A 21,021-nucleotide genomic window follows, 5' to 3' on the forward strand; every position below is an offset into this window, starting at 1 on the left:
GGGGGTCAGGCCGCCGCGGCGGGCGGCGGATCGTGCCGCGGCATGGCCAGCAGGACGGACAGGGCGAGCGCCGTGCCGCCCACCCGCAGGGCCAGCAGCAGCGGATCATCGGGCAGGCTCTCGCCGAACGCGAGCGTCCCCAGGACCGCGGTGAACAGACAGGTCACCGTGGTGCAGACCGGCACGATGAGGGACGCCCGGCAGCGCTGCAGCGCCGCCTGCGACATCACGAGACCGGCCCCCGCGGTGAACAGCAGCAGATACGGATACGGGGACCCGAGCAGCGACAGTGCGGCCTCGCCCAGGTCGGTGGTGGTCAGGCGGCTGGACGTGCCCTTGATCGCCAGGGAGCTGACCCCGTAGAGCAGGCCCACCGCCACGCCGTACCCGATGCCGCTCGTCGGGACCCGGTGCCGTTTGGCCGCCAGGCTCTCGACGCGTACGTACAGCCAGACGCCCGCCGCCAGTGCCGGCACACAGACCAGCAGCACCAGCGTCCACGGGGCCCCTCCGCTCACCACGTCCTCGCCCTCGCGGACCGAGGCCACCACCATCAGCAGCGCCACCAGGACCCCGCCCAGCGCATAGCGCTCGCGGCCCGTCGACTCCTCGCCCAGCACCGCCGACGACAGCAGCAGGAGCAGCACCAGGCCGGAGACGAAGATGCCCTGCGCCGCCGCGATCGGCAGCGCGCGGTAGACGACCAGCTGCGCCCCGAACCCGGCCGCCAGCGCCAGCGCGCCGACGATCCACAGCGGACTGGTCGCCAGCACCCGGATCACCTGGAGCGGCCGGCCCGCCGACAGCGCCGGCAGCGACCCCAGGGCCCGTTTCTCCACCACGAACCCCACGCTGTACAGCGCGTTGGCGACCAGCGCCGCGCCGACACCCCACCACATGCGGCTACCTCCGCCGCGCGTGGGCCAGCAGGATGGAGGACGCCCCGGGCAGCGCGCACGCCGCCCGGTCCAGCAGGCGCAGCGGACGCGGCACCCCGTGGAAGGGAGCGCCCTTGATCGTCACGTCGGTGAAGCCGGACGCCGTCAGGAACGAGCGCAGCGCACGGGCCGTGTAGAGCCGCAGATGCCCCACCACCTCCGACCCGGGACGGCCGTGGATCCCGCGCAGACTGACCTCCGAGAACACCGGCTGCACCCCGGCGAGCAGCAGCGCCCGGTTGTACCAGGCCGCCAGGTTCGGGGTCGACAGCATCAGATGGCCACCGGGCCGCAGCACCCGCCGCAGCTCGTCCAACGCCTGGTCCGGGTCGACCAGATGCTCCAGGATCTCGCTGAACAGCACCGCGTCCGCGCACCCGTCGGCCAGCGGCAGCCCGCCGTGCTCCAACTCGCCGCGCACCACATGCCCCATCCGGGGGCGTGCCCTGCGCAGCGCGTCCTGCGACCAGTCGACCCCGATCAGCCGGTGCCCGGCGAGGAACGGGGCCGCCGTGGCCGCCGCCGTACCGTCGCCGCACCCGATGTCCAGGATCACCTGCCCCGGCGCGTCCAGCGCGTCGGCCAGCAGCCGGGCCTGCCGCAGGGTGCGCCCGTCGCCCGAGGCGACCGGGACGGACGGGTTCTCGTAGAAGTCCCGCAGCCCGGGGGAGGGGGACGTAGTGCCGGTCATACGGCCTCCGAGGACGTCGCGGCCAGGTGGCGGGTGAACAGGTCCAGCAGCCTGGCGCCGTCGCCCTCGCCCAGCAGGGTGCGCGACCAGCGCAGCGCCAGATGCAGCCGGCCACCCGTGGACGCCGTGGTGAAGGTCAGCCCCCGGGGCATCCGGGCGGGCGCGGAGAACCACACGGCCGTCGCCCGGCCCGCTTCACCGAAGTCCAACGGGTACGGAATCCGCCCGATGTTGCTCAGGAGCGTCGTCGAGGTCCACGGACCGGCCGCCACCCGCAGCCCCCGCGTGAGGGCGGCCCGGGCCGCCACCGGCAGCAGCGGCACGGTCAAAAGCCCCGCACCGTGACCCAGTTGAGGGCGTGGCTGGGCCTTGAGCGCCCGGGTCCGCTCGGCGGTCGTCCGCAGCAGCGCCGCCACGTCCGCCCCCGCCGCCACCTCGGCCGCGGTGAACCCGACCTCCACCAGCCGGGTGCCGTTGCCGATCGGCATCTCGGGACCCCGGGGGCGGTCGTCGACCGGCATGGTGATCCGCAGCGGCCGCCGGTCAGCCCCCGGCGCGCCCTGCGCCCGGTTCCAGTCGGCCACCGTCAGGGCGGTGGCCACCATCAGCTGGTCGTTCACCGTGTACGGTGCGCCGGACTCCCGGCGCGGCACCGGGAGTTCGGCCAGCAGCAGGGCGTTGCCCGGCACCGGGGCGGGCCCCGGCGAACCCGGAGCCACCTGGGCGGGCCGGGCCAGCGCCGGGGTCCGGGACTGCCGGGGCAGCGCGGCGGCGGCCGGCCGGGCCGGGGCCGGCGACGGCGGAATCGGAGACCCGCTGTAGATCTCCGCGGCCGTCGCCGCCAGCCGCATGCACGCCGGACCGTCCAGGGCGGTGTGGTGCACGGTGAACAGCAGCACACAGCCCTCCCGGTCCGGCTCCCGGACCACGTCGAGCCGCAGCGGCGGCGAGGCGGTCAGCGCCGGGGCGCGGTCCAGCGCCCCGGCCCGCGCCCGCTCCAGCGCACCGGGCGCACACGGCGGGAAGGAGACCGGGTCCGTGTCCGGACCCTCGGTCAGCTCCCACTCGTACCGCCGGGCCAGCGGCCCCCGGGGCCGCTCGCGCATCAGCGCCCGGGGGTGCCGGGCCAGCGCGGCGGCGAACGCGGAGCGCAGCCGTTCCTCGTCGACCCGGCCCGGCAGATGGATCTCGATGTGCACCGTGCTCGGCTCGGCGTCCTGCGCGCAGTGCCGGGCCACCTCGTCGACGACCGGGAACGGCACCCGGACGGGCTGCCCGGACGGCTGGCCGCCGCCCGGGGCCCGCTGGTGCTGCGTGGTCGCCATCAGGCGTCCTCTCCCTTCGCCGGGTGCCTGCCGTCGGCGGACAGCGTCCGGCCCGACGGCGGAGCGGGCTGCGCCGGGAGCTGGACCGTCGGCCTGTCGTCGCCCGCCGGGGCCGGCTCGGCCGCGTCCTGGCCGGCCCGGACCGCACGCCTGCCGAGCGGTTCCCGGCCCACGGTGACCAGTGCGGCGAACAGCCCGATCAGGGCGAGGAGTTGAGCCGTGGCACCGAAGGCGCCCTCACCCGTCGTCGTACTCTCCCCGGTGCCCACCGCGGCGACAACCCCCGCGGCGGCCATCGCCGCGAACGCCACCGGAACGAGCAGCCGCGGCCGGAAGTGCGCCAGCACGGCGAGCAGCGGAACGGCGACGGCGACCGGACCCGCGATCACCACACCCACCAGGGTGAGAGCGATGGTGCCCAGGATCAGACCCGGCCCCGGCGGCGCCGGCAGCTCCTCGGTCTCCTCCCGGCCGGAGCCCTTGCGGCCCACGAGGGCGAGCACCACGAGCGCCAGGAACAGCACGCCCGCACCGATCAGACCCCACTGGTAGATCTTGGCCGGCTCGTACTCCAGGGTGACCGTGCCGCCCTCGCCCTCCGGCACCAGCCAGGCCTGCTGCCAGCCGTCGATCCGCAGCGGCGTCAGCTCCTTGCCGTCCAGGGTGGCCTTCCACCCCTTGTTGTGGTTCTCGTGGATCTGGAGGTAGGAGGCCTCACCGGCCCCGACCTCGACGGTCCGCCGGTCGCCCTCGCCCTGCTCGACGTCCACCGAGCGCGGCGTCGCCGCTGCGGCCTCGGTGGTGCCGTTGCTCAGCGTCACGTCGGTGATGGCCAGCGGACCCTCGTCCCCCGCCTGCACGGTGGTGGACGAGGCGGCCAGCTCGACCTTGCTGTCGTCGGTGCACAGGGAAACCTCGATGGGCCTGCGCTGGGTCAGATCCCGCACCCGACCCTCGGCCCTGGTCTCCATGTACGTGCCGCCGACGGAGAGGACCGGACCCTTGCCGCAGGGCAGGCTGAACTTCTGGTCCGGCTTCGGCTGCGGCGAACGGAACTCCTCCAGCGCCGGGATGTAGACCTCGCTCAGCCCGACCGGCAGCTGCAACTGGCCGTCGGCCACCGGGTTGTGCACGGTCAGCGGTGCCGTCTTGGAGATGGTGATGTCCATCCGGTCGGTGTTGACGGGCGAGAAGCGGGCCATGCCGTTCTCGTCCACCGAGGCCACCGCCGTACCGTCCGGCGAACTGATCTGGACCTGTTCGGCGCGGGCCGACAGACCCCCGGCCGCGGCGAACACGATCTCGCCGACCGGCCGCTTCTCGGGCCACGTCAGGCGCAGTACGGGACGCTCGCCCGCGATCCACGCCGTCGTGAGGTCACCGTCGGTCAGGTTGCGGGGGCTGAGGTTGGTGCCCAGGCGCGCCGTGGAGTCGGCGGTCACCTCGATCTTGTCCCGCTCACCCGTCAGCTCGAACAGCAGCTTGTCGAGCGCCTCTCCGGGCACCGGCAGCGCGGTCGCCGACACGGTGTAGTCGCCCGCCTCCGGCGCGGTGAACTGCCGGCCGAGCCCGACCTCGGCGGCCACGGACGACAGACCGCCCGGGTCGCTGCCCCGCTTCAGCGAGAACATCGTCGCGTCGGCGCCCTCGCGCGGCGCGTCGTTCGGCAGCTCCAGCATCCGGGTCACCTGCACGCCGGGAATGGCGATGTCGGTGAATCCGGCGCCGGTCAGCCCCGGGCGCCCCTGCTGGGACTCCAGGATCGTCACCTTCAGCCAGGCGGCCTGCCCGGTGGGCGCGGCCACCTGCTGCGCCGAACCGTCGGTCCGCAGCGGGCTGTCCTTGGAGCCCTTGTCGGTCTCCACCCGGATCACGGTCGGCGCGGCCCGGACATTGCCGCTGGGCAGCGGCGTCACCTGGATCGAGCCGGGGATGTCCGTGGGGGTGGAGAAGTCGACCCGCACCCACTCGCCCTTGGGCGCGCCGGGGGAGCCCTCCGCCCAGCCGGTCGCCGGGTTGCCGTCGAACGCGTTGACCGGGTCGTACTGCGGCAGATGGAACAGCCAGTTGCCCACCGAGGACGCGCTGACCGACTTCGCCCCGCGGATCACCGCCGTCGTCTGGTGCTTCGCCCCGGACGTGGGCAGGATCTGCCGCGGCTCACGCCCCGGGTCCTGCGCCGACTCCTCGGCGTTGCGCTCGTCGGCGGTGTACGTGTACGAGGTGTTCGAGTTGACCAGGCCGAACCGGGTGTCGGCGCGCCGCAGCCCGTCGCCCGCCGCGTACAGCGACGGCCGTCCCAGACCCGGGTGCGCGTCACCGGCCAGCACGGTCGGCCGGCCCTCGATGGCGCCGTTCGCCGACAGCGGCAGCAGCGACTCGGGGCCACCGCTCACCACGGCCGTCGAGGCGACCGGGGTGGCCTCCGCCCGCCCGGGGCGCTCGGTCCCCTTCGGCGGTTCGTAGATCTCCACCGCCCGCTGGCGCGGATACAGGCCCTCGACCTGCACCGGGGTGTCCGCCGCGATCCGTCCGGCGGTCATCACCGGCCCGTACCCCTTGACACGGCTGTAGCCGGACGCCTCCAGGGTGCGCTTCACCGTGGTGGAGGGGACATAGCCCAGCTGGTCCGGGTCCAGGTCGTTGCGGACCACGACGTAGTGCAGCCCGGCCCGGTTCAGGTACTCGCTGAGTCCGGGGACCTCGCCGCCGGAGGTCAGGGCCTGCTCGACGGCGTCCATCGCCCGCCGGTTGCCGGGCGTGCCGAAGGGGACGTAATCACGCTGTGCGTACGGCGATTCGGCCAGCACGTCCAGCGGCTGGTCGATCGGGGAGCCCCAGGTGTAGATGCCGTGCGCGGTCGCCGGGACGACGAGCGCGCGGTCGTCCGGCGAGTTGTTCTTGAGCCAACTCCCGGTGCTCTCCCAGTAGTCGGGGACCTTCTGGAACGAACCCGTCTGGAGGATCGAGCCGTTGAGGTACGGCCAGGCCAGACCGGGCAGCACGACCGCGGCTGCGACGACCGGCGCGAGGCGGCGTATCCGGGCCGGGTTGCGGTCCCGCCGGGCGGCGGCCACCGTGGCGACGCCGACGATGTGCGCCAGCCCCAGGGCCAGGGCCAGCGCCAGACCCGTCTGGAACTTGTAGATGTTCCGGAACGGCACCAACCAGGTGTCCAGCCAGTCCTGCACCGTGCCGTGGAACAGACCGCCCAGCGCACCGCCGTACCCGGCGAGCGTGACGAGCGCCACGGACAGCACGGTCAGCACCAGCCAGCGGCGCTCGGGCAGATCACGCCGCGCCAGACCCGCCAGACCCAGAGCGGCGGCCAGCGCCGAACCGAGGATCGTGACGGTCGAGGTCGCGACGGTCCAGCCGGCCGGCAGCCAGGCCTCGCCGAAGTTCAGATAGCCCACCCAGTTGCCGGCGCCGCGCAGCACCTCGGTCGCCGACATGGTGGTCGTGGTGGTGTACGAGGACTCCACGTACGGCATGAAGTTCTCGCCGAAGGTCCCCAGCAGCAGCAGCGGAACGATCCACCAGGCGGTCGCCATGATCACGCCCGGTATCCACCACAGCAGCAGCCCGCGCTTGCGCGGACCGCCCGGCCGGGACAGCAGATACAGCCCCACCGGCAGCAGCGAAGCCAGCGTGGAGGCGGCGTTGACCCCGCCCATCAGCGGGATCAGCAGCGCGGACCGGACCGCCGCGATCCGCGGAGTGAGGCGCGGGTTCGTCAGCGGCAGCAGCACCCACGGCAGCAGGGCGCCCGGCAGCGCGGCGGCCGACGTCGAGCCCACCACGATGGTGTACGTCGGCCACAGCGCGTAGACGACCGCGCCGAGCAGCCGGGTGGCCGGTGAACCCACCCGCAGCCGCTCCGCGAGCCGCAGCGCACCCCAGAAGGCGGTCGCCACGATGATCGACAGCCACAGCCGCTCGGCCAGCCAGGTGGGCACCCGCAGCAGCTCGGCGGTGCCGTAGTACGGCAGCATCGGCACGAGATAGCCGATGTACTGGTCGGCTATCCCGCCGAACCCGGAACGGCTGTGCCACAGCTCGCCCAGGTCGCCGAGGAACCGGCCGGGGGCCGTGACGACACCGAGCTTGGTGTCGAAGGTCATCCGACCCGGCGACACCGCCAGGAACGCCGCGAAGACGGCGGCCCAGAACCCCAGGAGCCAGCGCCGGGAGCGCGCCTGCGGCGGGCCGTCGGCGGGCACGGTGGGCTCGGGACCCGGGCCGTCCGGGGCCGCGGGCCGGGGTGGGTGGACAGCGCTGGTCATGAACACCGCCGGAGAATGAGGAGGAGGTTCCAGGTGGCGAATTCCCGCAGGACGGGGATCCGCGGCACGAGCTGGGGAAGGACGGGCCAGTAACGCGAGCGTGCGGACACGACGGTCACGTCACTACGGCTCCGGACATGGCGCAGCGTCTCGCCGACGCCGATCCGGAAGAGGTTGTCGCCGAGGCGGTGCTTGGCCGGGCGGCCGGTGCGGCGCTCGTAGCGGCTCCGGGCGCGCTCGGCGCCCAGATAGTGCCAGGGCGCCCACTCGTGGCCGCCCCAGGGCGAGTACCAGTTGGTGAAGGAGACGTAGATCAGACCGCCCGGGCGGGTCACCCGGGCCATCTCGCTGAGAAAGGTGTGCGGATCGGCCACGTGCTCCAGCACGTTGGAGGAGAAGCAGACGTCCGCCGCACCGTCGGCCAGCGGCAGCAGATAGCCGTCGGCGACGACGGTGTCCGCACGCTCGCCCGGGCCGATCTCGGCCGTGTCCGGTTCGAAGAGGTAGCCGTGCGCACCGCGCCGACGGAACTCCCGGGTGAAGTAGCCGTCACCGCCGCCGATGTCCACGACGACCTTGCCCCGGACCGGACCGTGCCGCTCCACCTGGTCCGCGGCGTCGCGGGCCAGCAGGGTGTACGCCGTCGCCGGATCGCCCTGCTCGCGCATGAAGGCGCGGAACAGGGCGGCCGAGCGCCGGAAGGAAGGGTCTTTCACGCGCTCGCACCGATCGCCGGGGCGTTCACGCCGCTGGTCGCCTCGGCGGCGACCGCCATGAACTGCCGGACACTGCTTGTCCACCGGAACGCGGCGGCCCGCTCCCGGGCCGCCTTGCCCATGGCCTCGCGCCGCTCGTCGTCCAGGGCGAGCGCGCACCAGGCCGCGGCGAAGGAGGAGGCGCCCCGGGCCAGGATGCCCGTGACCCCGTCCTCGACGGAGTCGCGCAGCCCCGGCACGTCGAAGCCCAGGGTCGGGGTGGAGCGTGCGCCGGCCTCCGTGACGACCAGCCCCCACCCCTCCACGGCCGCCGGATGCAGCAGCATCCACGACGCGCAGAGCAGCCGGTGCTTCTCCGCCTCGGTGACATGCCCGGCGAACTCCACACCGGGGCCGGCGAGCCGCTCCAGACGGGCCCGCTCGGGGCCGTCGCCGACGATGACGAGCCGGCCACCGGTGACCGGCCGGACCCGCTCCCACAGCTGGAGCAGCAGATCGATGCGCTTGTAGTCGACGAGCCGGCCGAGCGCCGTGAACAGCGGGGTCTCGGACCGGTCGCCCTGCGGCTTCGGCTCCTCGACGCCGTTGTGCACCACCCTGATCCGGTGGTCGGGCACGCCCAGGTCACGCAGCGCGCCCGCCGTGGACGGGGACACCGCGATCATCAGGTGGTCGCGGTAGGCCCGGGACAGGGCCCAGTGCTCCAGCCGCCGGCCGGCCCGCGCCACCGGCATCGGGAACCGCATGTCCCACAGGTCGGTGTGCACATGGTTGACGAGGCACACGGTGGGCCCGCGGTGCCACAGGGGCGCGAGGTACGGCATGCCGTTGCAGACCTCGACCAGCAGGTCGCAGTCGCCGACCTGCCGGGCGAAGGCGGACCGCGCACCGAGGTAGTGCCCCAGGGTGCCGCCCGCCGAGACGACTCGGTAGGGCCTGCGGGCGGCCTGGCCGCCGCACAGGAGGGTGACGTCGTGGCCCTGCTCGGTGAGGCCCGAGGCGAGCCGGTCGATCAGCAGCTCGGAGCCGCCGGCGGCCGGGTTGCCCAGGTCGCGGTGGGCGAGGAAGACGATGCGTCGCGGGGTCGCGGGGACCCTGGAGGACGCCGGGCCCTGACCCTGGCGCGTGACTGCATCGAGCAGTGGGGGAGGTACGTGCTGGGGCATTGGGCGCTCCAACTCGGCTCGGGGTGCGGGAACTCGCGGACGAGCGGAAAGAGGGGGGAGAGGGTTGTCCGCGGACGGGCGAAAGAACGGAAGACGGAAGGGGACGGGAGGGTACGGGAAACGGAGGGGCGTACGGGGCGGGGCGGGGATCGCACATGATGTGACGGAAAAGGGAAGACCGGGGGGCCGTGCTCTGGTGGGGATAGACAGTTTTCGGCACGGGTTACCGCCCGGCTACTCACCGGAGCAACAACTTGCGGGTAACTCAGGTGTGCGTACTCGTCATCATGTGAGTGTTCTGGGCCTCCGGAGCCTCCCGGCGCCCCCGGACGACGAGGACGACGCCCACGACCGTGAGTACGAGCCCGATCCCGGCCGCTCCCGTCGGGGCGGTCTCACCGAGCATCGCCAGCCGGTCGCTGTCCGCGGACGCCAGCTCGACCTGCTTCTTCTGGGTCGCCTCGGTGAACTCCACCCGCTTGCTCTCCAGCAGCACCACGGCGTCCTTCTTCGAGCCGGGCGCGCGCAGTGTCTTCTTCGGGCCGATCGCCGCGTTGATGATGCGGCCGGTGCGCTTGTCCACGACCAGTTCGATGCCGCTGTTGGAATACCACTCCTCGGCCAGCACCTGGGGCGTCTTCTTCCGGTCCACGAGCAGCCCGGGCACCTGACGCACCCCGGTCTTCGTGGGCTCGACCTCGCCCTTGAACAGGTAGCCGGCGTAGCCCTGGATCTTCTTCTCGCCCTCGAAGGAGAGCCGCACCACACCGCCGAGCGTGCTGTCCCACCAGCGGTAGGCGCGCTTCTCGACGTCGAAGGGGAACTTGAGGTAGGCCTCCCCGTCGAACGTCGGGGACTCCTCGCAGCAGTGCACCGGCTCGTTGGTGGTGCGGTCGGTCACCCAGCGCTCCAGCGTCCACTGGAGGGCGTCACGGGGATCGGAGGCGGGCAGCGTCGCGTCGTGGTCGACGGACGTGGACACGTCCCAGACGGCGTTGCCGCTCTTCTCGCTGTCGGCCACGTCCCCGCGCACCTGCCGGGTGATCGTGATCGTCTCGTCCTCGACCGTCTCCACCTTGCCGGTGTCGAAATAGCTTCCGGTACCGGTGAACACGGTGGTGGTGTCGATGTCTGTCGGGGTGCGCTTGGCATGCGGCTGGACATACCAGACGAGCAGTGGTGCGAGGACGAGCAGAAAGACCCCCGCCCCCAGCAGAACGAGCGAGAGGGGTGAAGCATTGCGGCGCATCCGGGCACTCCTGGGTCGAAATCTCTTCGCGGAGGTGCACGGGCCCCGGGCCGGTCAGCCCTTGATTGGCGTGAACAGTAAGCAAGGCCTTGACGAGATGTCAATGACCTGTCGACACTGTGTGGGAGCCGGAGGGGCCCGGCTCAACGGGGTGGGGATCGCCTCCAGCAAGGAGCTGACCCGACTATGCGCAGACTCATCGCCGCTCTTTCCACCGCCGTGGTGGCCGCGGCGCTCGCCGTAGGTGCGGCGGTCGGTGTCGTGGCACTGCTCGACGCCACCCCCGACCAGCCCAATACGCCACTGATCAGCTACGACACCGCACCGGCGGCTCCATGACGCGCACGGCCTGGCAGGAGGTGCCCCGGTCCCAGCTGGACCGGTTCGCCACCATCGCCCTGTCCGAGGCCCCGGAGCTCGCCCAGACGATCCTGCACGCGATCCGCCGGGACTACCCCTACCTCCACCTCGTCGAGGACGAGTCCGGGGAGCCGCTGGCCCTGGTCGGCATCCGCCGTGCCATCGAGGGGTTCGTCGACAACCTGACCTCCGGCGCGCACCCCCGCGTGCCGCCGGAGATGTTCCAGGAGTTCGGACGGGGCGAGGGCCTGGAGGGCCGCAGCCTCGACTCGCTCCAGGCCATCTACCGCTTCGGCGTCCGGCTCACCTGGCGCAGGCTCGCCGAGATCGGCCAGCAGGTCGACATCCCGGCGCCCGCCATGTACGAGCTGGCCGAATCGGGATTCGAGTATCTGGACGGGCTCGTGGAACAGTCGGTACGGGGCTACGCCGAGGCGGCGGCCCGGCGCGCCAGCGAACGCCTCCGCCTCCAGCGCCAGCTGATCGAGATGCTGCTCATGGAGCACCGTGTCGAATCGACCCGGACCCTGGCCGAGCGGGCCGCTCGCATCGGCTGGGAGCTTCCCGAGACGATCGCGGTGGGCGTCCTCATCCGCCCCGCCCGGGAGGCGGTGGCCCCGGCCGTCGGCCAGGGCATCCTGCTGGAGATGGAGAGCGAGCAGCCGCGCATCGTCATCCCGGACCCGGACACGGCGGGCCGCGTGGAGACCCTGCGACGGGCCACGGCGGGCTGGTCCGGGGCGATCGGCCCGGCGGTCCCGCTGGCCGCCGCCGCGACCTCGCTGCGCTGGGCGGAGACGGCGGTCCAGCTGATCAAGAAGGACCTGCTCCCGCAGGGCGAGGTGCTGCACTGCACCGAGCGCGTGGAGGAGCTGGTCCTGCTGCCGGCCCAGGAGCTGATCGACGCCTCCGCCCGCCGCTGCCTCGCCCCGCTGGACGGCCTCAGCCCGACCCAGTCGCGGCGGCTGGCCGAGACCCTGCTCGCCTGGATCGAGACCCCCGGCGGCGCCCCCGAGGTGGCCGCCCGCCTCGGCGTCCACCCCCAGACGGCCCGCTACCGGCTGCGGCAGATCCGCGAGCTGTGGGGCGACGCCATCGACGAACCGGACCAGCGGTTCGAGATGCTGCTCGTGCTCCGCGCCCAGCGGCTGCGGGGCGACCTGGCCCCGGCTCAGGGGTGAGGCCGAAGCCGACGCGGCCCGCACGTCCTCGGACGTGCGGGCCGCGGTGCGTTCTGCGCCCGTTCTAGACCGGGGTGACGTACGCCCCGGCGATCCCGCCGTCGACCAGGAAGTCCGTGGCGTTCACGAACGAGGAGTCGTCGCTCGCCAGGAACGCCACGGCGGCGGCGATCTCCGTCGGCTCGGCGAACCGTCCGACCGGGATGTGGACCAGCCGCCGGGCGGCCCGCTCCGGGTCCTTGGCGAACAGCTCCTGGAGCAGCGGGGTGTTGACCGGCCCCGGGCAGAGCGCGTTGACGCGGATGCCGTTCCGCGCGAACTGCACCCCCAGCTCGCGCGACATCGCCAGCACCCCGCCCTTGGACGCGGTGTACGAGATCTGCGAGGTGGCCGCGCCCATCCGGGCCACGAACGAGGCCGTGTTGATGATGGAGCCCCTGCCCTGCGCGCGCATGTAGGGGATGGCCGCCTTGCAGCAGAGGTAGACCGAGGTGAGGTTGACCTCCTGCACCCGCTTCCACGCCTCCAGACCGGTGTCCAGGATGGAGTCGTCGTCGGGCGGCGAGATCCCCGCGTTGTTGAACGCGATGTCGACCGACCCGTAGGTGTCGTGGGCGGCCTTGAACAGGGCGTCCACCTCCTCGGCGTCGGTGACGTCGGTCCGGACGAAGAGCCCGGCGGCCTCCTCGGCGGCGGCCTTGCCGCGCTCCTCGTCCACATCGGCGCAGACGACATGGGCGCCCTCGGCGGCCAGCCGCCGCACGGTGGCCAGACCGATGCCGCTGCCGGCCCCGGTGACGACGGCGGTGCGGCCGACCAGGCGGCGGCAGACGGAAGAAGTGTCGGTCATGGTGCTCAGGCCTCCGTGCTGATGAAGACGTTCTTGGTTTCGGTGAAGGCGGCCAGGGCGTCCGGGCCGAGCTCGCGGCCCAGACCCGACTGCTTGTAGCCGCCGAAGGGGGTCGAATAGCGCACGCTGGAGTGCGAGTTGACGGAGAGGTTGCCCGCCCGCAGCCCCTGGCTCACGCGCAGCGCCCGGCCCACGTCCCGGGTCCAGACCGAGCCGGAGAGCCCGTAGTCGGTGGCGTTGGCCAGCCGCAGCGCGTCCGCCTCGTCCTCGAACGGCAGCACGACGGCCACCGGCCCGAAGACCTCCTCGACGGCCACCGGAGCGTCGGGCGCGACCCCGGCGAGGACGGTCGGCGGGTACCAGAACCCGGGCCCCTCGGGAGCCTTGCCGAGCATCGCCCGTACGCCGTCGGCCTCCCGGCCGCCGTCGACGAGCCCCCGGACCCGGTCCCGCTGGACGGCCGAGATCAGCGGCCCCATCTGCGTCCTCTCGTCGGCCGGGTCACCCACCACGACGGCGGACACGGCCGGGACGAGGGCGTCGAGGAACCGGTCGTACACGGACCGCTCGACCAGGATCCGGGTCCTGGCGCAGCAGTCCTGACCCGCGTTGTCCAGGAAGGACATCGGGGCGGCCACCGCCGCGGCCTCCACATCGGCGTCGGCGAAGACGACGTTGGGGCTCTTGCCGCCCAGCTCCAGGGTGAGCCGCTTCACGCGCTCGGCGCAGCGGGTCATGATGTGCTTCCCGGTCCGGGTGGAGCCGGTGAACACGATCTTCGCGACGCCCGGGTGCTCGACCAGCGCGCTCCCGGCCACCGGGCCCTCGCCGGGCAGCACCTGGAAGAGACCCTCGGGAAGGCCCGCCTGCAGGGCGAGTTCGGCCAGCCGCAGAGCGGTCAGCGGCGTCGTCTCGGCGGGCTTGAGAAGGACGGCGTTGCCCGCCGCGAGGGCCGGGGCGAGGCCCCAAGCGGCGATCGGCATGGGGAAGTTCCATGGGGCGATGATCCCGACGACGCCCAGCGGCTCCAGGACCGTGAAGTCGATGCCGCCCGCCACCGGGATCTGCCGGCCGAGCAGCCGTTCGGCCCCGCCCGCGCTGTAGTCGAGCAGATCGCGGACGTTGCCCGCCTCCCACCGGGCGTTCCCGATGGTGTGACCGGCCTCCCGGACCTCCAACTGGGCCAGTTCCTCCAGGTGTTCGTCGACGACTACGGCGAATCGGCGCAGCAGCCGGGCCCGGTCGGCGGGCGCGGCGGCGGCCCAGGAGCGCTGGGCGGCCGCCGCACGGGTGACGGCGGCGTCCACATCGGCGGCGGAGGCGGCGGGGACGGTGGCGATGACCTCGGCGGTCGCCGGATTGAGGACGTCCAGGGTGGGTTGTGACACGTACGGACCCCGATCAGGGAAGCGGGTGGTGGTCAGAGGCGTTCGAAGGATCAGAGGCGTTCGAAGGAGCGGCGCAGCTCCCAGTCGGTCACCGCGGAGTCGTACGCGGCCAGTTCGACCCGGGCCATGTTCAGGTAATGGGCGACGACCTCCTCGCCGAACGCCTCCTTGGCGATCTGGCTGGCCTCCCACAGTTCGGCGGCCTCGCGCAGGGTCGTCGGCACCTGGTCGTATTCGGCGGTGTAGGCGTTGCCCGTACAGGCCTCGGGCAGCTCCAGCCGGTGCTCGACCCCGTACAGTCCGGCGGCGACCAGTCCGGCGACGGCCAGATGCGGGTTGACGTCGCCGCCGGGCAGCCGGTTCTCGAAGCGCATCGAGCGCCCGTGGCCGACGACCCGCAGGGCGCAGGTGCGGTTGTCGACGCCCCAGGCGACCGCGGTCGGGGCGAAGGAGCCGGGCTGGAAGCGTTTGTAGGAGTTGATGTTGGGGGCGTAGAGGAGGGAGAAGTCCCGCAGGGCGGCGAGCTGCCCGGCCAGGAAGTGGCGCATCACCTCGGACATGCCGTCCGGGCCTTCGCCCGCCATCACGTTCTCGCCGTCCGCGTCGGTCAGCGAGAGGTGGATGTGGCAGGAGTTGCCCTCGCGCTCGTCGTACTTGGCCATGAAGGTCAGCGAGACGCCCTCCTGGGCCGCGATCTCCTTGGCGCCCGTCTTGTAGACGGCGTGCTGGTCGCAGGTGGTGAGCGCCTCGTCGTAACGGAAGACGATCTCGTGCTGGCCGGGATTGCACTCGCCCTTGGCGGACTCGACGGTCAGCCCCGCCCGCTGCATCTCGTTGCGGATCCGGCGCAGCAGCGGCTCGATGCGGCCGGTGCCGAGGATCGAGTAGTCGATGTTGTACTGGTTGGCCGGGGTCAGCCCGCGGTAGTCGCGGTCCCAGGCCTCCTCGTAGCTGTCCCGGAAGACGATGAACTCCAGCTCCGTGCCGACCTGGGCCGTCCAGCCGCGCTCCGCCAGCCGGTCGAGCTGGCGGCGCAGGATCTGCCGGGGGGCGGCCACCACCGGACTGCCGTCGTGCCAGGCGAGATCCGCGATCAGCAGGGCGGTCCCCTCGTGCCACGGGACGGGGCGCAGGGTGGCGGGGTCGGGGACCATGCCGAAGTCGCCGTAGCCGTTCTCCCACGAGGACATCGTGTAACCGTCGACCGTCTGCATCTCGGTGTCCACGGCCAGGAGGTAGTTGCAGCCCTCGGTGCCGTGCTCCAGCACCTCGTCGAGGAAGAACCCGGCCGCGAACCGCTTCCCCTGAAGCCGGCCCTGCATGTCCGGGAAGGCCAGCACCACGGTGTCTATCGACCCGTCCGCGACCCGTGAGCGGAGCTCCTCGATGCCGAGCGGGGGTGTGCGGTCTGCCACGGGATGCCTCCTTGGGTGAACCGGGAGGCTTAAGGTATGACAGAGAACCATTGCTTGGGAAGGGGATCCGCCAGTGGCCACGAGCGGAAGAGCGGACGACACCCGTCCGGCGGCACGGGCAGGCGACAGGGAAGGGGCCGCGGGCGATCCCGCGCCCGGCCCGCTGGACTCCGTGCTGCGCCCGGTCCGCGCGGGCAACGGCTTCGAGGAGGCCCTGGAGCAGATCCTCCAGCTCCTGCGCCTGGGCCTCGTACCACCGGGCGAACGCCTGCCCTCCGAACGTGAGTTGTCCCAGCATCTGCGGATCAGCAGGGTGATGCTGCGCGAGGTCCTCAAGGTCCTCCAGGACCAGGACATGGTCGAGAGCCGCCGAGGCCGCTACGGAGGTACCTTCGTCCTGCCGCGCACCGCCGCCCCCGACGGCAGCGGTGAACTGCGCCGCCGCATCGCCGCCGTCGACGTCGAGGACACCCTGCGCTTCCGTGAGGTGCTGGAGGCCGGAGCCGCGGGCCTGTGCGCCGAAGGGCTCACGGCGGAGGCCGAAGACCGGCTGCGGGGGGCGCTCGACGCCACCCGGGGCGCCCGGCTGGAGGACTACCGCCGCCAGGACACCCTGCTCCACCTCACCCTCGCCGAACTCTCCGGCTCCCGTACGCTCGCCGCCCAGTACGCCGGCGTCCGGGCCACCCTCAACGAACTGCTCGACTGCATCCCGCTGCTGGTGCGCAACCTGGAGCACTCCCAGCAGCAGCACGCGGCCGTCGTCGAGGCGGTCCTCGACCGTGCCCCGGACGCGGCGCGCGAGATGATGCGGGAACACTGCGGCGGCACGGCCGCCCTGCTGCGCGGCTTCCTCGCCTGAGCCGGGGGTGTGGCGCCCGGGTCCACGGCGTCCGGCGAGGCGCATCCGTAACCACTCTTTAACGCACGCCCCTTGCCAGGCGCCGCCACGTTCCACAAAGGTGTGCCGACGAACCTTTGATCGAAGCAGTTCCAACGATGAAGTCGACCCACATCTGGAGCGCCTCATGGCTCAGGGAACCGAAACATCCGCCGGACCCCCCGGTGACGCGAGCCCGGCGAAGTCCGGCACGGACGCGTATCTGCACCGCCGGACCCTGCGCCGCGGCAGCGCCGGCTGGCTCCTGCTGACCGGACTCGGCGTCGCCTACGTCGTGTCCGGGGACTTCTCCGGCTGGAACATCGGCCTGTCCAAGGGCGGCTTCGGCGGACTCGCCGTGGCCATGGTCCTGATGGGCGTCATGTACGCGTGTCTGGTCTTCGCGCTGGCCGAACTCTCCGCCATCCTCCCCACGGCGGGCGGCGGTTACGGCTTCGCCCGGCGGGCGCTCGGCACCTGGGGCGGCTTCCTGACGGGGACGGCCATCCTCATCGAGTACATCCTCGCCCCCGCCGCCATCTCCCTCTTCATCGGCGACTACGTCGAATCGCTCGGCCTGTTCGGCCTCACCTCCGGCTGGCCCGTCTACCTCGCCTGCTTCGCGATCTTCATCGGCATCCACCTCTGGGGCGTCGGCGAGGCGCTCCGCTTCAGCATGGTGGTGACCGCCATCGCGGTGGCCGCGCTGCTGATCTTCGCCGTCGGCGCGTTCACCGAGTTCGACGCGGGCCGCCTCAACGACATCCCGGCCGACGCCTCCGCCTTCGGCTCCTCCTCCTGGCTGCCGTACGGACTCCTCGGGATCTGGGCCGCCTTCCCCTTCGGCATGTGGTTCTTCCTCGGGGTGGAGGGCGTGCCGCTCGCCGCCGAGGAGGCCAAGGACCCGGTCCGCTCGATGCCCAGGGCCCTGGCCATCTCGCTGGCCGTGCTGGTCTTCCTGGCCCTCATCACCTTCGTCTCCGCCACCGGCGCCCAGGGCGCGAACGCCATCAAGGAGGCCGGAAACCCGCTCGTGGTGGCCCTCCAGGGCGACGGCGAACCGACCGCCCTGAGCCGCTTCGTGAACTACGCGGGCCTCGCCGGACTCGTCGCCTCCTTCTTCTCCCTGATCTTCGCCGGCTCCCGCCAGCTCTTCGCCCTCTCCCGGGCGGGCTACCTGCCCCGCTTCCTCTCCCTCACCAACCGCCGCAAGTCCCCCTACCTCGGCCTGCTGATCCCCGGGGTCATCGGCTTCACGCTCGCCGCCTGGAGCGGCAACGGCGGCCGGATGCTGAACGTCGCCGTCTTCGGCGCCACCATCAGCTACGCGCTGATGGCCCTCTCCCACATGGTGCTGCGTCGCCGCGAACCGGAGCTGCCGCGCCCCTACCGCACCCCCGGCGGCGCGCTCACCTCGTCCGTCGCCTTCGCTCTGGCATGCTCGGCCCTGGTGGCGACCTTCCTGGTGGACCGCGACGCGGCGTTCATCGCTCTCGCCGTTTACGCGGTGGCGCTGGCCTACTTCGCCTTCTACAGCCGTCACCGGCTGGTTGCGGGAGCCCCGGAGGAGGAGTTCGCCGCACTGGCGGCGGCCGAGGCCGAACTCGCCCGCGACTGAGCACACCGGGCACCCCCGGCCGCCCACGCCATCCCCGACCGATCCGAAGGAGTACGTTCCATGCCCCGGCCCGTCATCGGCATCAGCACCTACCAGGACCCCGCCCGGTGGGGGGTGTGGGAGATGCCCGCGGTGCTGCTGCCCGCCGCCTACCCGCGCCTCGTCCGGGCGGCGGGCGGGCTCGCGGTGCTGCTGCCGCCCGACGACGCCGAGGACGCGGCCCGGGACACCGTCGCCGCCCTGGACGGGCTGGTGATCGCCGGGGGAGCGGACGTCGAGCCCGCCCGGTACGGGGCGGTCGCCGACCCCCGTACCGGCCCCCCGGCCCGCGAACGCGACGCCTGGGAGCTGGCGTTGATCCGGGCGGCCATCGACCAGCGGGTGCCCCTGCTCGGCATCTGCCGGGGCATGCAGCTGCTCAACGTCGCCCTCGGCGGCACGCTGATCCAGCACCTGGAGGACCACACCGGCGGCCTCGGCGTCTTCGGCAGCCACCCGGTGACCCCCGTGACCGGCACCGCCTACGCGGACGCCGTCCCCGAGACCGCCATGGTGCCCGCCTACCACCACCAGGCGGTCGACCGCCTCGGCACCGGCCTGGTGGCCTCCGCCCACGCCCCGGACGGGACCGTGGAGGCCCTGGAACTCCCGGACCGCGCAAGCCTGGTGCTCGGGGTGCAGTGGCACCCGGAGATGGGCCAGGACACCCGGGTCATGGCCGCCCTGGTCAGGGCCGCCGGGGAGCGGGCGGCGCCGACCCCTCGAACCCCGGACGGGCGTAGTCGGGCCCGGCGAACGCCGGTGAGCTGAACCGGGAGCCGCGCCCCTCGCCCGCACCCGGCGCCGCCGCCCCGGCCAGCTCCTGGAGAAGGAACGGCCGGATCCCTCGGTCGCGCAGCGCCACGAGCCACAGCTGACGGGCCTGCGCGAGTGCGGGGGAGTCGGCGGCGGACGGACCGGGCACGGCCACCGCGTCCGCCGCCGACTGCTTCGCCGCCGTCCGGTAGAGGGCGACCGCACTGACCAGGGCCGTGGCCGCCGCGACCGCCAGACTGAACCAGCCGACGCCGACCAGGGTGTCCGCCAGGGCGGACAGGGCACCGGCGAGCCGCAGACCGTACCCGAGCAGCAGGAACGTCGCCGCAGCCACGGCGGCGAGCACCGGCGTCAGCACCCCGAGGACCGCCAGCACCCCGGCCCCCGGCCGCTCCTGATCGCCGGGACCGGAGAGCGGCGCCGCCCCGTCACCCCGTCGCCCGCCCTGCGCGCCCCGCGCCCGGAGCCGCAGAGCCGTGTACCTGCGGTACTCCGCGTCGGCGGCGGCCGTCGTGCGCGCCACGGCCGCCAGACCCCGGACGCGCAGCCGGTCGACGGGGGTTCCCGAGAGCTCCAGCAGACGCCGGATCTCCGAGGAGGCGATCACCTCGTCGAGCACGCTCGCGTAGTCGGACCGGTCCTCGTCCCCGAGCCGGGAAGGTCTGCCCATGCTGTCCCTCGGTCGATAGGTGCGTCGATCGTCGATACGTGTGGGGCGAGGAGCTACAGGTGCTGCGCGACCGCGGGCATGAGGTCCTGGAAGGTCCGTCCGTCCGCCGCCGCGCCGATCGCGGTCATCTGCCAGCCCGAGCCGGTCCGCTGCACCTTGGCCATGATCTGGGCGGTGTGCCGCCCGCCACCGGTCAGGGTGTACCGGGCCAGCTCCTGGCCGTTGCTCTCGTCGACCAGCCTGCAGAAGGCCGCCTCGACCTCCTCGAAGGTCTGGCCGGTGAACGAGTTCACCGTGAAGACGATCTGGTCCACATGGGCGGGTACGCGCCGCAGGTCGACGACGATGGACTCGTCGTCGCCGCCCTGGCCCGCCCCGCCGACCCGGTTGTCCCCGGTGTGCTGGACCGAGCCGTCGTCGCTGACCAGATGCTGGAAGAAGACCACGTCCTGCGGGTCCCGGCCGGCGAAGAGCACCGCCGAGGCGTCCAGGTCGATCTCGCGCGCGGTCAGCCGCGCCAGAAACCCCTTGCGGGGAGCGGACTTCCAGCCGAGACCCATCCGTACGACGTCGAGCTCGCCGCCGCCGGACTTGGTGAGGCTGACCTGCTGGCCCTTGGTGAGGTTGATCGTCATCGTTCCGCCTTCCGTGATCGTGTCCGAGCGGTTCAGAGACTGACGCCGAAGTCGGCGACGATGCCGCTCAGCCCGGATGCGTAACCCTGCCCGACCGCACGGAACTTCCACTCCGCGCCGTGCCGGTACAGCTCGCCGAAGACCATCGCCGTCTCGGTGGAGGCGTCCTCGCTGAGGTCGTAGCGGGCGATCTCCGCGCCGCCCGCCTGGTTCACCACCCGGATGTACGCGTTGCGGACCTGGCCGAAGCTCTGGCCCCGGCTCTGGGCGTCGTGGATCGAGACCGGGAACACGATCTTCGCGACGTCCGCGGGCACCGAGACGAGATCGACCTTGACGATCTCGTCGTCGCCCTCACCCTCGCCGGTGAGGTTGTCGCCGGTGTGCTCGACCGAACCGTCGGGGCTCTTCAGGTTGTTGTAGAAGACGAAGTGCCCGTTGGACAGCACCTTGCCCGACTCGTCGCAGAGCAGCGCGCTCGCGTCCAGGTCGTAGTCGGTGCCGGTGGTGGTGCGGACGTCCCAGCCGAGACCGACGAGGACCGCGGTCAGCCCGGGAGCCTCCTTGCTCAGCGAGACGTTTCCACCCTTGGCGAGGCTCACACCCATGATCTTCTCCCTTTGTCCGGCAGCGGTGAAGAAAATCTACAGCACTGTAGATTTGCCGGGCCAGGAGGCGGGCGGGCCGCGGGCGGGAGTCGTCCGCCCCGGCCGGGGACGAACGGTCTCACGCCGGTCGGTGGCCGGTCCCTCCGCCGACTGGATACGATTCCCCGATGTCCGGCGGGTCCAGCGCCACGGCCGGGCGGCCGAACGGGGAGAGCCGGACGGCGAGCCG

Annotated in this window: 18 protein-coding genes; 5 read left to right on the top strand and 13 right to left on the bottom strand. The window is 72.6% G+C overall.

Annotation, left to right across the window (positions count from 1 at the left end; genetic code table 11):
- Nucleotides 1-5 precede the first annotated feature (5 nt).
- From IE140_RS31110 to pgfA, 7 genes are all read right to left on the bottom strand, one after another.
- Entirely contained in the window at nucleotides 6-899 is an 894-nt protein-coding gene (locus IE140_RS31110; RefSeq protein WP_093437846.1) for a hypothetical protein, read from the bottom strand.
- A gap of 4 nt (nucleotides 900-903) precedes the next feature.
- Nucleotides 904-1,629 (bottom strand): class I SAM-dependent methyltransferase, encoded by a 726-nt coding sequence (locus IE140_RS31115; protein WP_069739616.1) that lies wholly within the window; start codon nucleotides 1,627-1,629, stop codon nucleotides 904-906.
- The gene (locus IE140_RS31120) at nucleotides 1,626-2,954 is read right to left on the bottom strand and encodes a condensation protein (RefSeq protein WP_150197532.1); all 1,329 of its coding nucleotides are present in this window, start codon (nucleotides 2,952-2,954) and stop codon (nucleotides 1,626-1,628) included. The genes IE140_RS31115 and IE140_RS31120 overlap by 4 nt, the downstream gene beginning before the upstream one ends.
- On the bottom strand, nucleotides 2,954-7,240 hold the full coding sequence (locus IE140_RS31125) for an alpha-(1->3)-arabinofuranosyltransferase domain-containing protein (protein ID WP_189460898.1): 4,287 nt from the start codon (nucleotides 7,238-7,240) through the stop codon (nucleotides 2,954-2,956). Before IE140_RS31125 ends, IE140_RS31120 begins: the two co-directional genes overlap by 1 nt.
- Entirely contained in the window at nucleotides 7,237-7,956 is a 720-nt protein-coding gene (locus tag IE140_RS31130; RefSeq protein ID WP_032769410.1) for a class I SAM-dependent methyltransferase, read from the bottom strand. The genes IE140_RS31125 and IE140_RS31130 overlap by 4 nt, the downstream gene beginning before the upstream one ends.
- Nucleotides 7,953-9,122 carry a glycosyltransferase family 4 protein gene (locus IE140_RS31135; protein ID WP_093437837.1) on the bottom strand — a complete coding sequence of 390 codons (1,170 nt, stop codon included), beginning with the start codon at nucleotides 9,120-9,122 and terminating at the stop codon, nucleotides 7,953-7,955. Before IE140_RS31135 ends, IE140_RS31130 begins: the two co-directional genes overlap by 4 nt.
- Before the next feature lie 265 nt (nucleotides 9,123-9,387).
- A complete protein-coding gene (pgfA, locus tag IE140_RS31140) occupies nucleotides 9,388-10,371 on the bottom strand; it encodes a cell envelope lipid trafficking protein PgfA (protein WP_150195353.1) in 984 nt (327 codons plus the stop codon).
- Nucleotides 10,372-10,557: 186 nt separating this feature from the next.
- On the opposite strand from pgfA, the gene IE140_RS31145 reads away from it, so the two are divergent.
- Both IE140_RS31145 and IE140_RS31150 read left to right on the top strand, forming a co-directional pair.
- Nucleotides 10,558-10,710 carry a hypothetical protein gene (locus IE140_RS31145; protein ID WP_165891020.1) on the top strand — a complete coding sequence of 51 codons (153 nt, stop codon included), beginning with the start codon at nucleotides 10,558-10,560 and terminating at the stop codon, nucleotides 10,708-10,710.
- Nucleotides 10,707-11,912, top strand: a complete 1,206-nt coding sequence (locus IE140_RS31150; RefSeq protein ID WP_150195355.1) for a PucR family transcriptional regulator — start codon at nucleotides 10,707-10,709, stop codon at nucleotides 11,910-11,912. The genes IE140_RS31145 and IE140_RS31150 overlap by 4 nt, the downstream gene beginning before the upstream one ends.
- 64 nt (nucleotides 11,913-11,976) lie before the next feature.
- On the opposite strand, the gene IE140_RS31155 is transcribed toward IE140_RS31150, so the two are convergent.
- From IE140_RS31155 to IE140_RS31165, 3 genes are read right to left on the bottom strand one after another with little or no spacing between them, the layout of a single operon-like run.
- Complete coding sequence (locus IE140_RS31155) at nucleotides 11,977-12,762, bottom strand: 3-oxoacyl-ACP reductase (protein ID WP_150195357.1); 786 nt, start codon at nucleotides 12,760-12,762, stop codon at nucleotides 11,977-11,979.
- A 5-nt stretch (nucleotides 12,763-12,767) separates the two neighbouring features.
- Nucleotides 12,768-14,150, bottom strand: coding sequence for an aldehyde dehydrogenase family protein (locus tag IE140_RS31160; protein WP_150195359.1), 1,383 nt, complete (start codon nucleotides 14,148-14,150; stop codon nucleotides 12,768-12,770).
- Between the two features lie 50 nt (nucleotides 14,151-14,200).
- Nucleotides 14,201-15,565 carry a glutamine synthetase family protein gene (locus tag IE140_RS31165; protein ID WP_150195361.1) on the bottom strand — a complete coding sequence of 455 codons (1,365 nt, stop codon included), beginning with the start codon at nucleotides 15,563-15,565 and terminating at the stop codon, nucleotides 14,201-14,203.
- Between the two features lie 73 nt (nucleotides 15,566-15,638).
- On the opposite strand from IE140_RS31165, the gene IE140_RS31170 reads away from it, so the two are divergent.
- The 3 genes from IE140_RS31170 (at nucleotide 15,639) to IE140_RS31180 (ending at nucleotide 18,873) form a co-directional block, all read left to right on the top strand.
- Entirely contained in the window at nucleotides 15,639-16,427 is a 789-nt protein-coding gene (locus IE140_RS31170; protein WP_150195363.1) for a FadR/GntR family transcriptional regulator, read from the top strand.
- A gap of 166 nt (nucleotides 16,428-16,593) precedes the next feature.
- Nucleotides 16,594-18,063 carry an ethanolamine permease gene (gene eat, locus IE140_RS31175; RefSeq protein ID WP_150195365.1) on the top strand — a complete coding sequence of 490 codons (1,470 nt, stop codon included), beginning with the start codon at nucleotides 16,594-16,596 and terminating at the stop codon, nucleotides 18,061-18,063.
- 60 nt (nucleotides 18,064-18,123) lie between these two features.
- A complete protein-coding gene (locus IE140_RS31180) occupies nucleotides 18,124-18,873 on the top strand; it encodes a gamma-glutamyl-gamma-aminobutyrate hydrolase family protein (RefSeq protein ID WP_150195367.1) in 750 nt (249 codons plus the stop codon).
- On the opposite strand, the gene IE140_RS31185 is transcribed toward IE140_RS31180, so the two are convergent.
- From IE140_RS31185 to IE140_RS31195, 3 genes are read right to left on the bottom strand one after another with little or no spacing between them, the layout of a single operon-like run.
- On the bottom strand, nucleotides 18,791-19,549 hold the full coding sequence (locus IE140_RS31185) for a hypothetical protein (protein WP_150195369.1): 759 nt from the start codon (nucleotides 19,547-19,549) through the stop codon (nucleotides 18,791-18,793). The two genes, IE140_RS31180 and IE140_RS31185, sit on opposite strands and share 83 nt — an antisense overlap.
- 53 nt (nucleotides 19,550-19,602) lie before the next feature.
- Nucleotides 19,603-20,184 (bottom strand): TerD family protein, encoded by a 582-nt coding sequence (locus tag IE140_RS31190; RefSeq protein WP_032780049.1) that lies wholly within the window; start codon nucleotides 20,182-20,184, stop codon nucleotides 19,603-19,605.
- 32 nt (nucleotides 20,185-20,216) lie between these two features.
- Nucleotides 20,217-20,792 carry a TerD family protein gene (locus tag IE140_RS31195; protein WP_032780050.1) on the bottom strand — a complete coding sequence of 192 codons (576 nt, stop codon included), beginning with the start codon at nucleotides 20,790-20,792 and terminating at the stop codon, nucleotides 20,217-20,219.
- Between the last annotated feature and the right edge of the window lie 229 nt (nucleotides 20,793-21,021).

This window comes from Streptomyces parvus, from assembly GCF_014648875.1.
Taxonomy (GTDB): domain Bacteria; phylum Actinomycetota; class Actinomycetes; order Streptomycetales; family Streptomycetaceae; genus Streptomyces; species Streptomyces parvus.

Coding starts and splice junctions, on each gene's coding strand:
- IE140_RS31180 (WP_150195367.1), top strand. CDS start 18,124: ATGCCCCGGCCCGTCATCGGCATCAGCACCTACCAGGACCCCGCCCGG.
- IE140_RS31110 (WP_093437846.1), bottom strand. CDS start 899: ATGTGGTGGGGTGTCGGCGCGGCGCTGGTCGCCAACGCGCTGTACAGC.
- IE140_RS31150 (WP_150195355.1), top strand. CDS start 10,707: ATGACGCGCACGGCCTGGCAGGAGGTGCCCCGGTCCCAGCTGGACCGG.
- pgfA (WP_150195353.1), bottom strand. CDS start 10,371: ATGCGCCGCAATGCTTCACCCCTCTCGCTCGTTCTGCTGGGGGCGGGG.
- IE140_RS31190 (WP_032780049.1), bottom strand. CDS start 20,184: ATGACGATCAACCTCACCAAGGGCCAGCAGGTCAGCCTCACCAAGTCC.
- IE140_RS31185 (WP_150195369.1), bottom strand. CDS start 19,549: ATGGGCAGACCTTCCCGGCTCGGGGACGAGGACCGGTCCGACTACGCG.
- eat (WP_150195365.1), top strand. CDS start 16,594: ATGGCTCAGGGAACCGAAACATCCGCCGGACCCCCCGGTGACGCGAGC.
- IE140_RS31145 (WP_165891020.1), top strand. CDS start 10,558: ATGCGCAGACTCATCGCCGCTCTTTCCACCGCCGTGGTGGCCGCGGCG.
- IE140_RS31120 (WP_150197532.1), bottom strand. CDS start 2,954: ATGGCGACCACGCAGCACCAGCGGGCCCCGGGCGGCGGCCAGCCGTCC.
- IE140_RS31155 (WP_150195357.1), bottom strand. CDS start 12,762: ATGACCGACACTTCTTCCGTCTGCCGCCGCCTGGTCGGCCGCACCGCC.
- IE140_RS31195 (WP_032780050.1), bottom strand. CDS start 20,792: ATGGGTGTGAGCCTCGCCAAGGGTGGAAACGTCTCGCTGAGCAAGGAG.
- IE140_RS31125 (WP_189460898.1), bottom strand. CDS start 7,240: ATGACCAGCGCTGTCCACCCACCCCGGCCCGCGGCCCCGGACGGCCCG.
- IE140_RS31115 (WP_069739616.1), bottom strand. CDS start 1,629: ATGACCGGCACTACGTCCCCCTCCCCCGGGCTGCGGGACTTCTACGAG.
- IE140_RS31135 (WP_093437837.1), bottom strand. CDS start 9,122: ATGCCCCAGCACGTACCTCCCCCACTGCTCGATGCAGTCACGCGCCAG.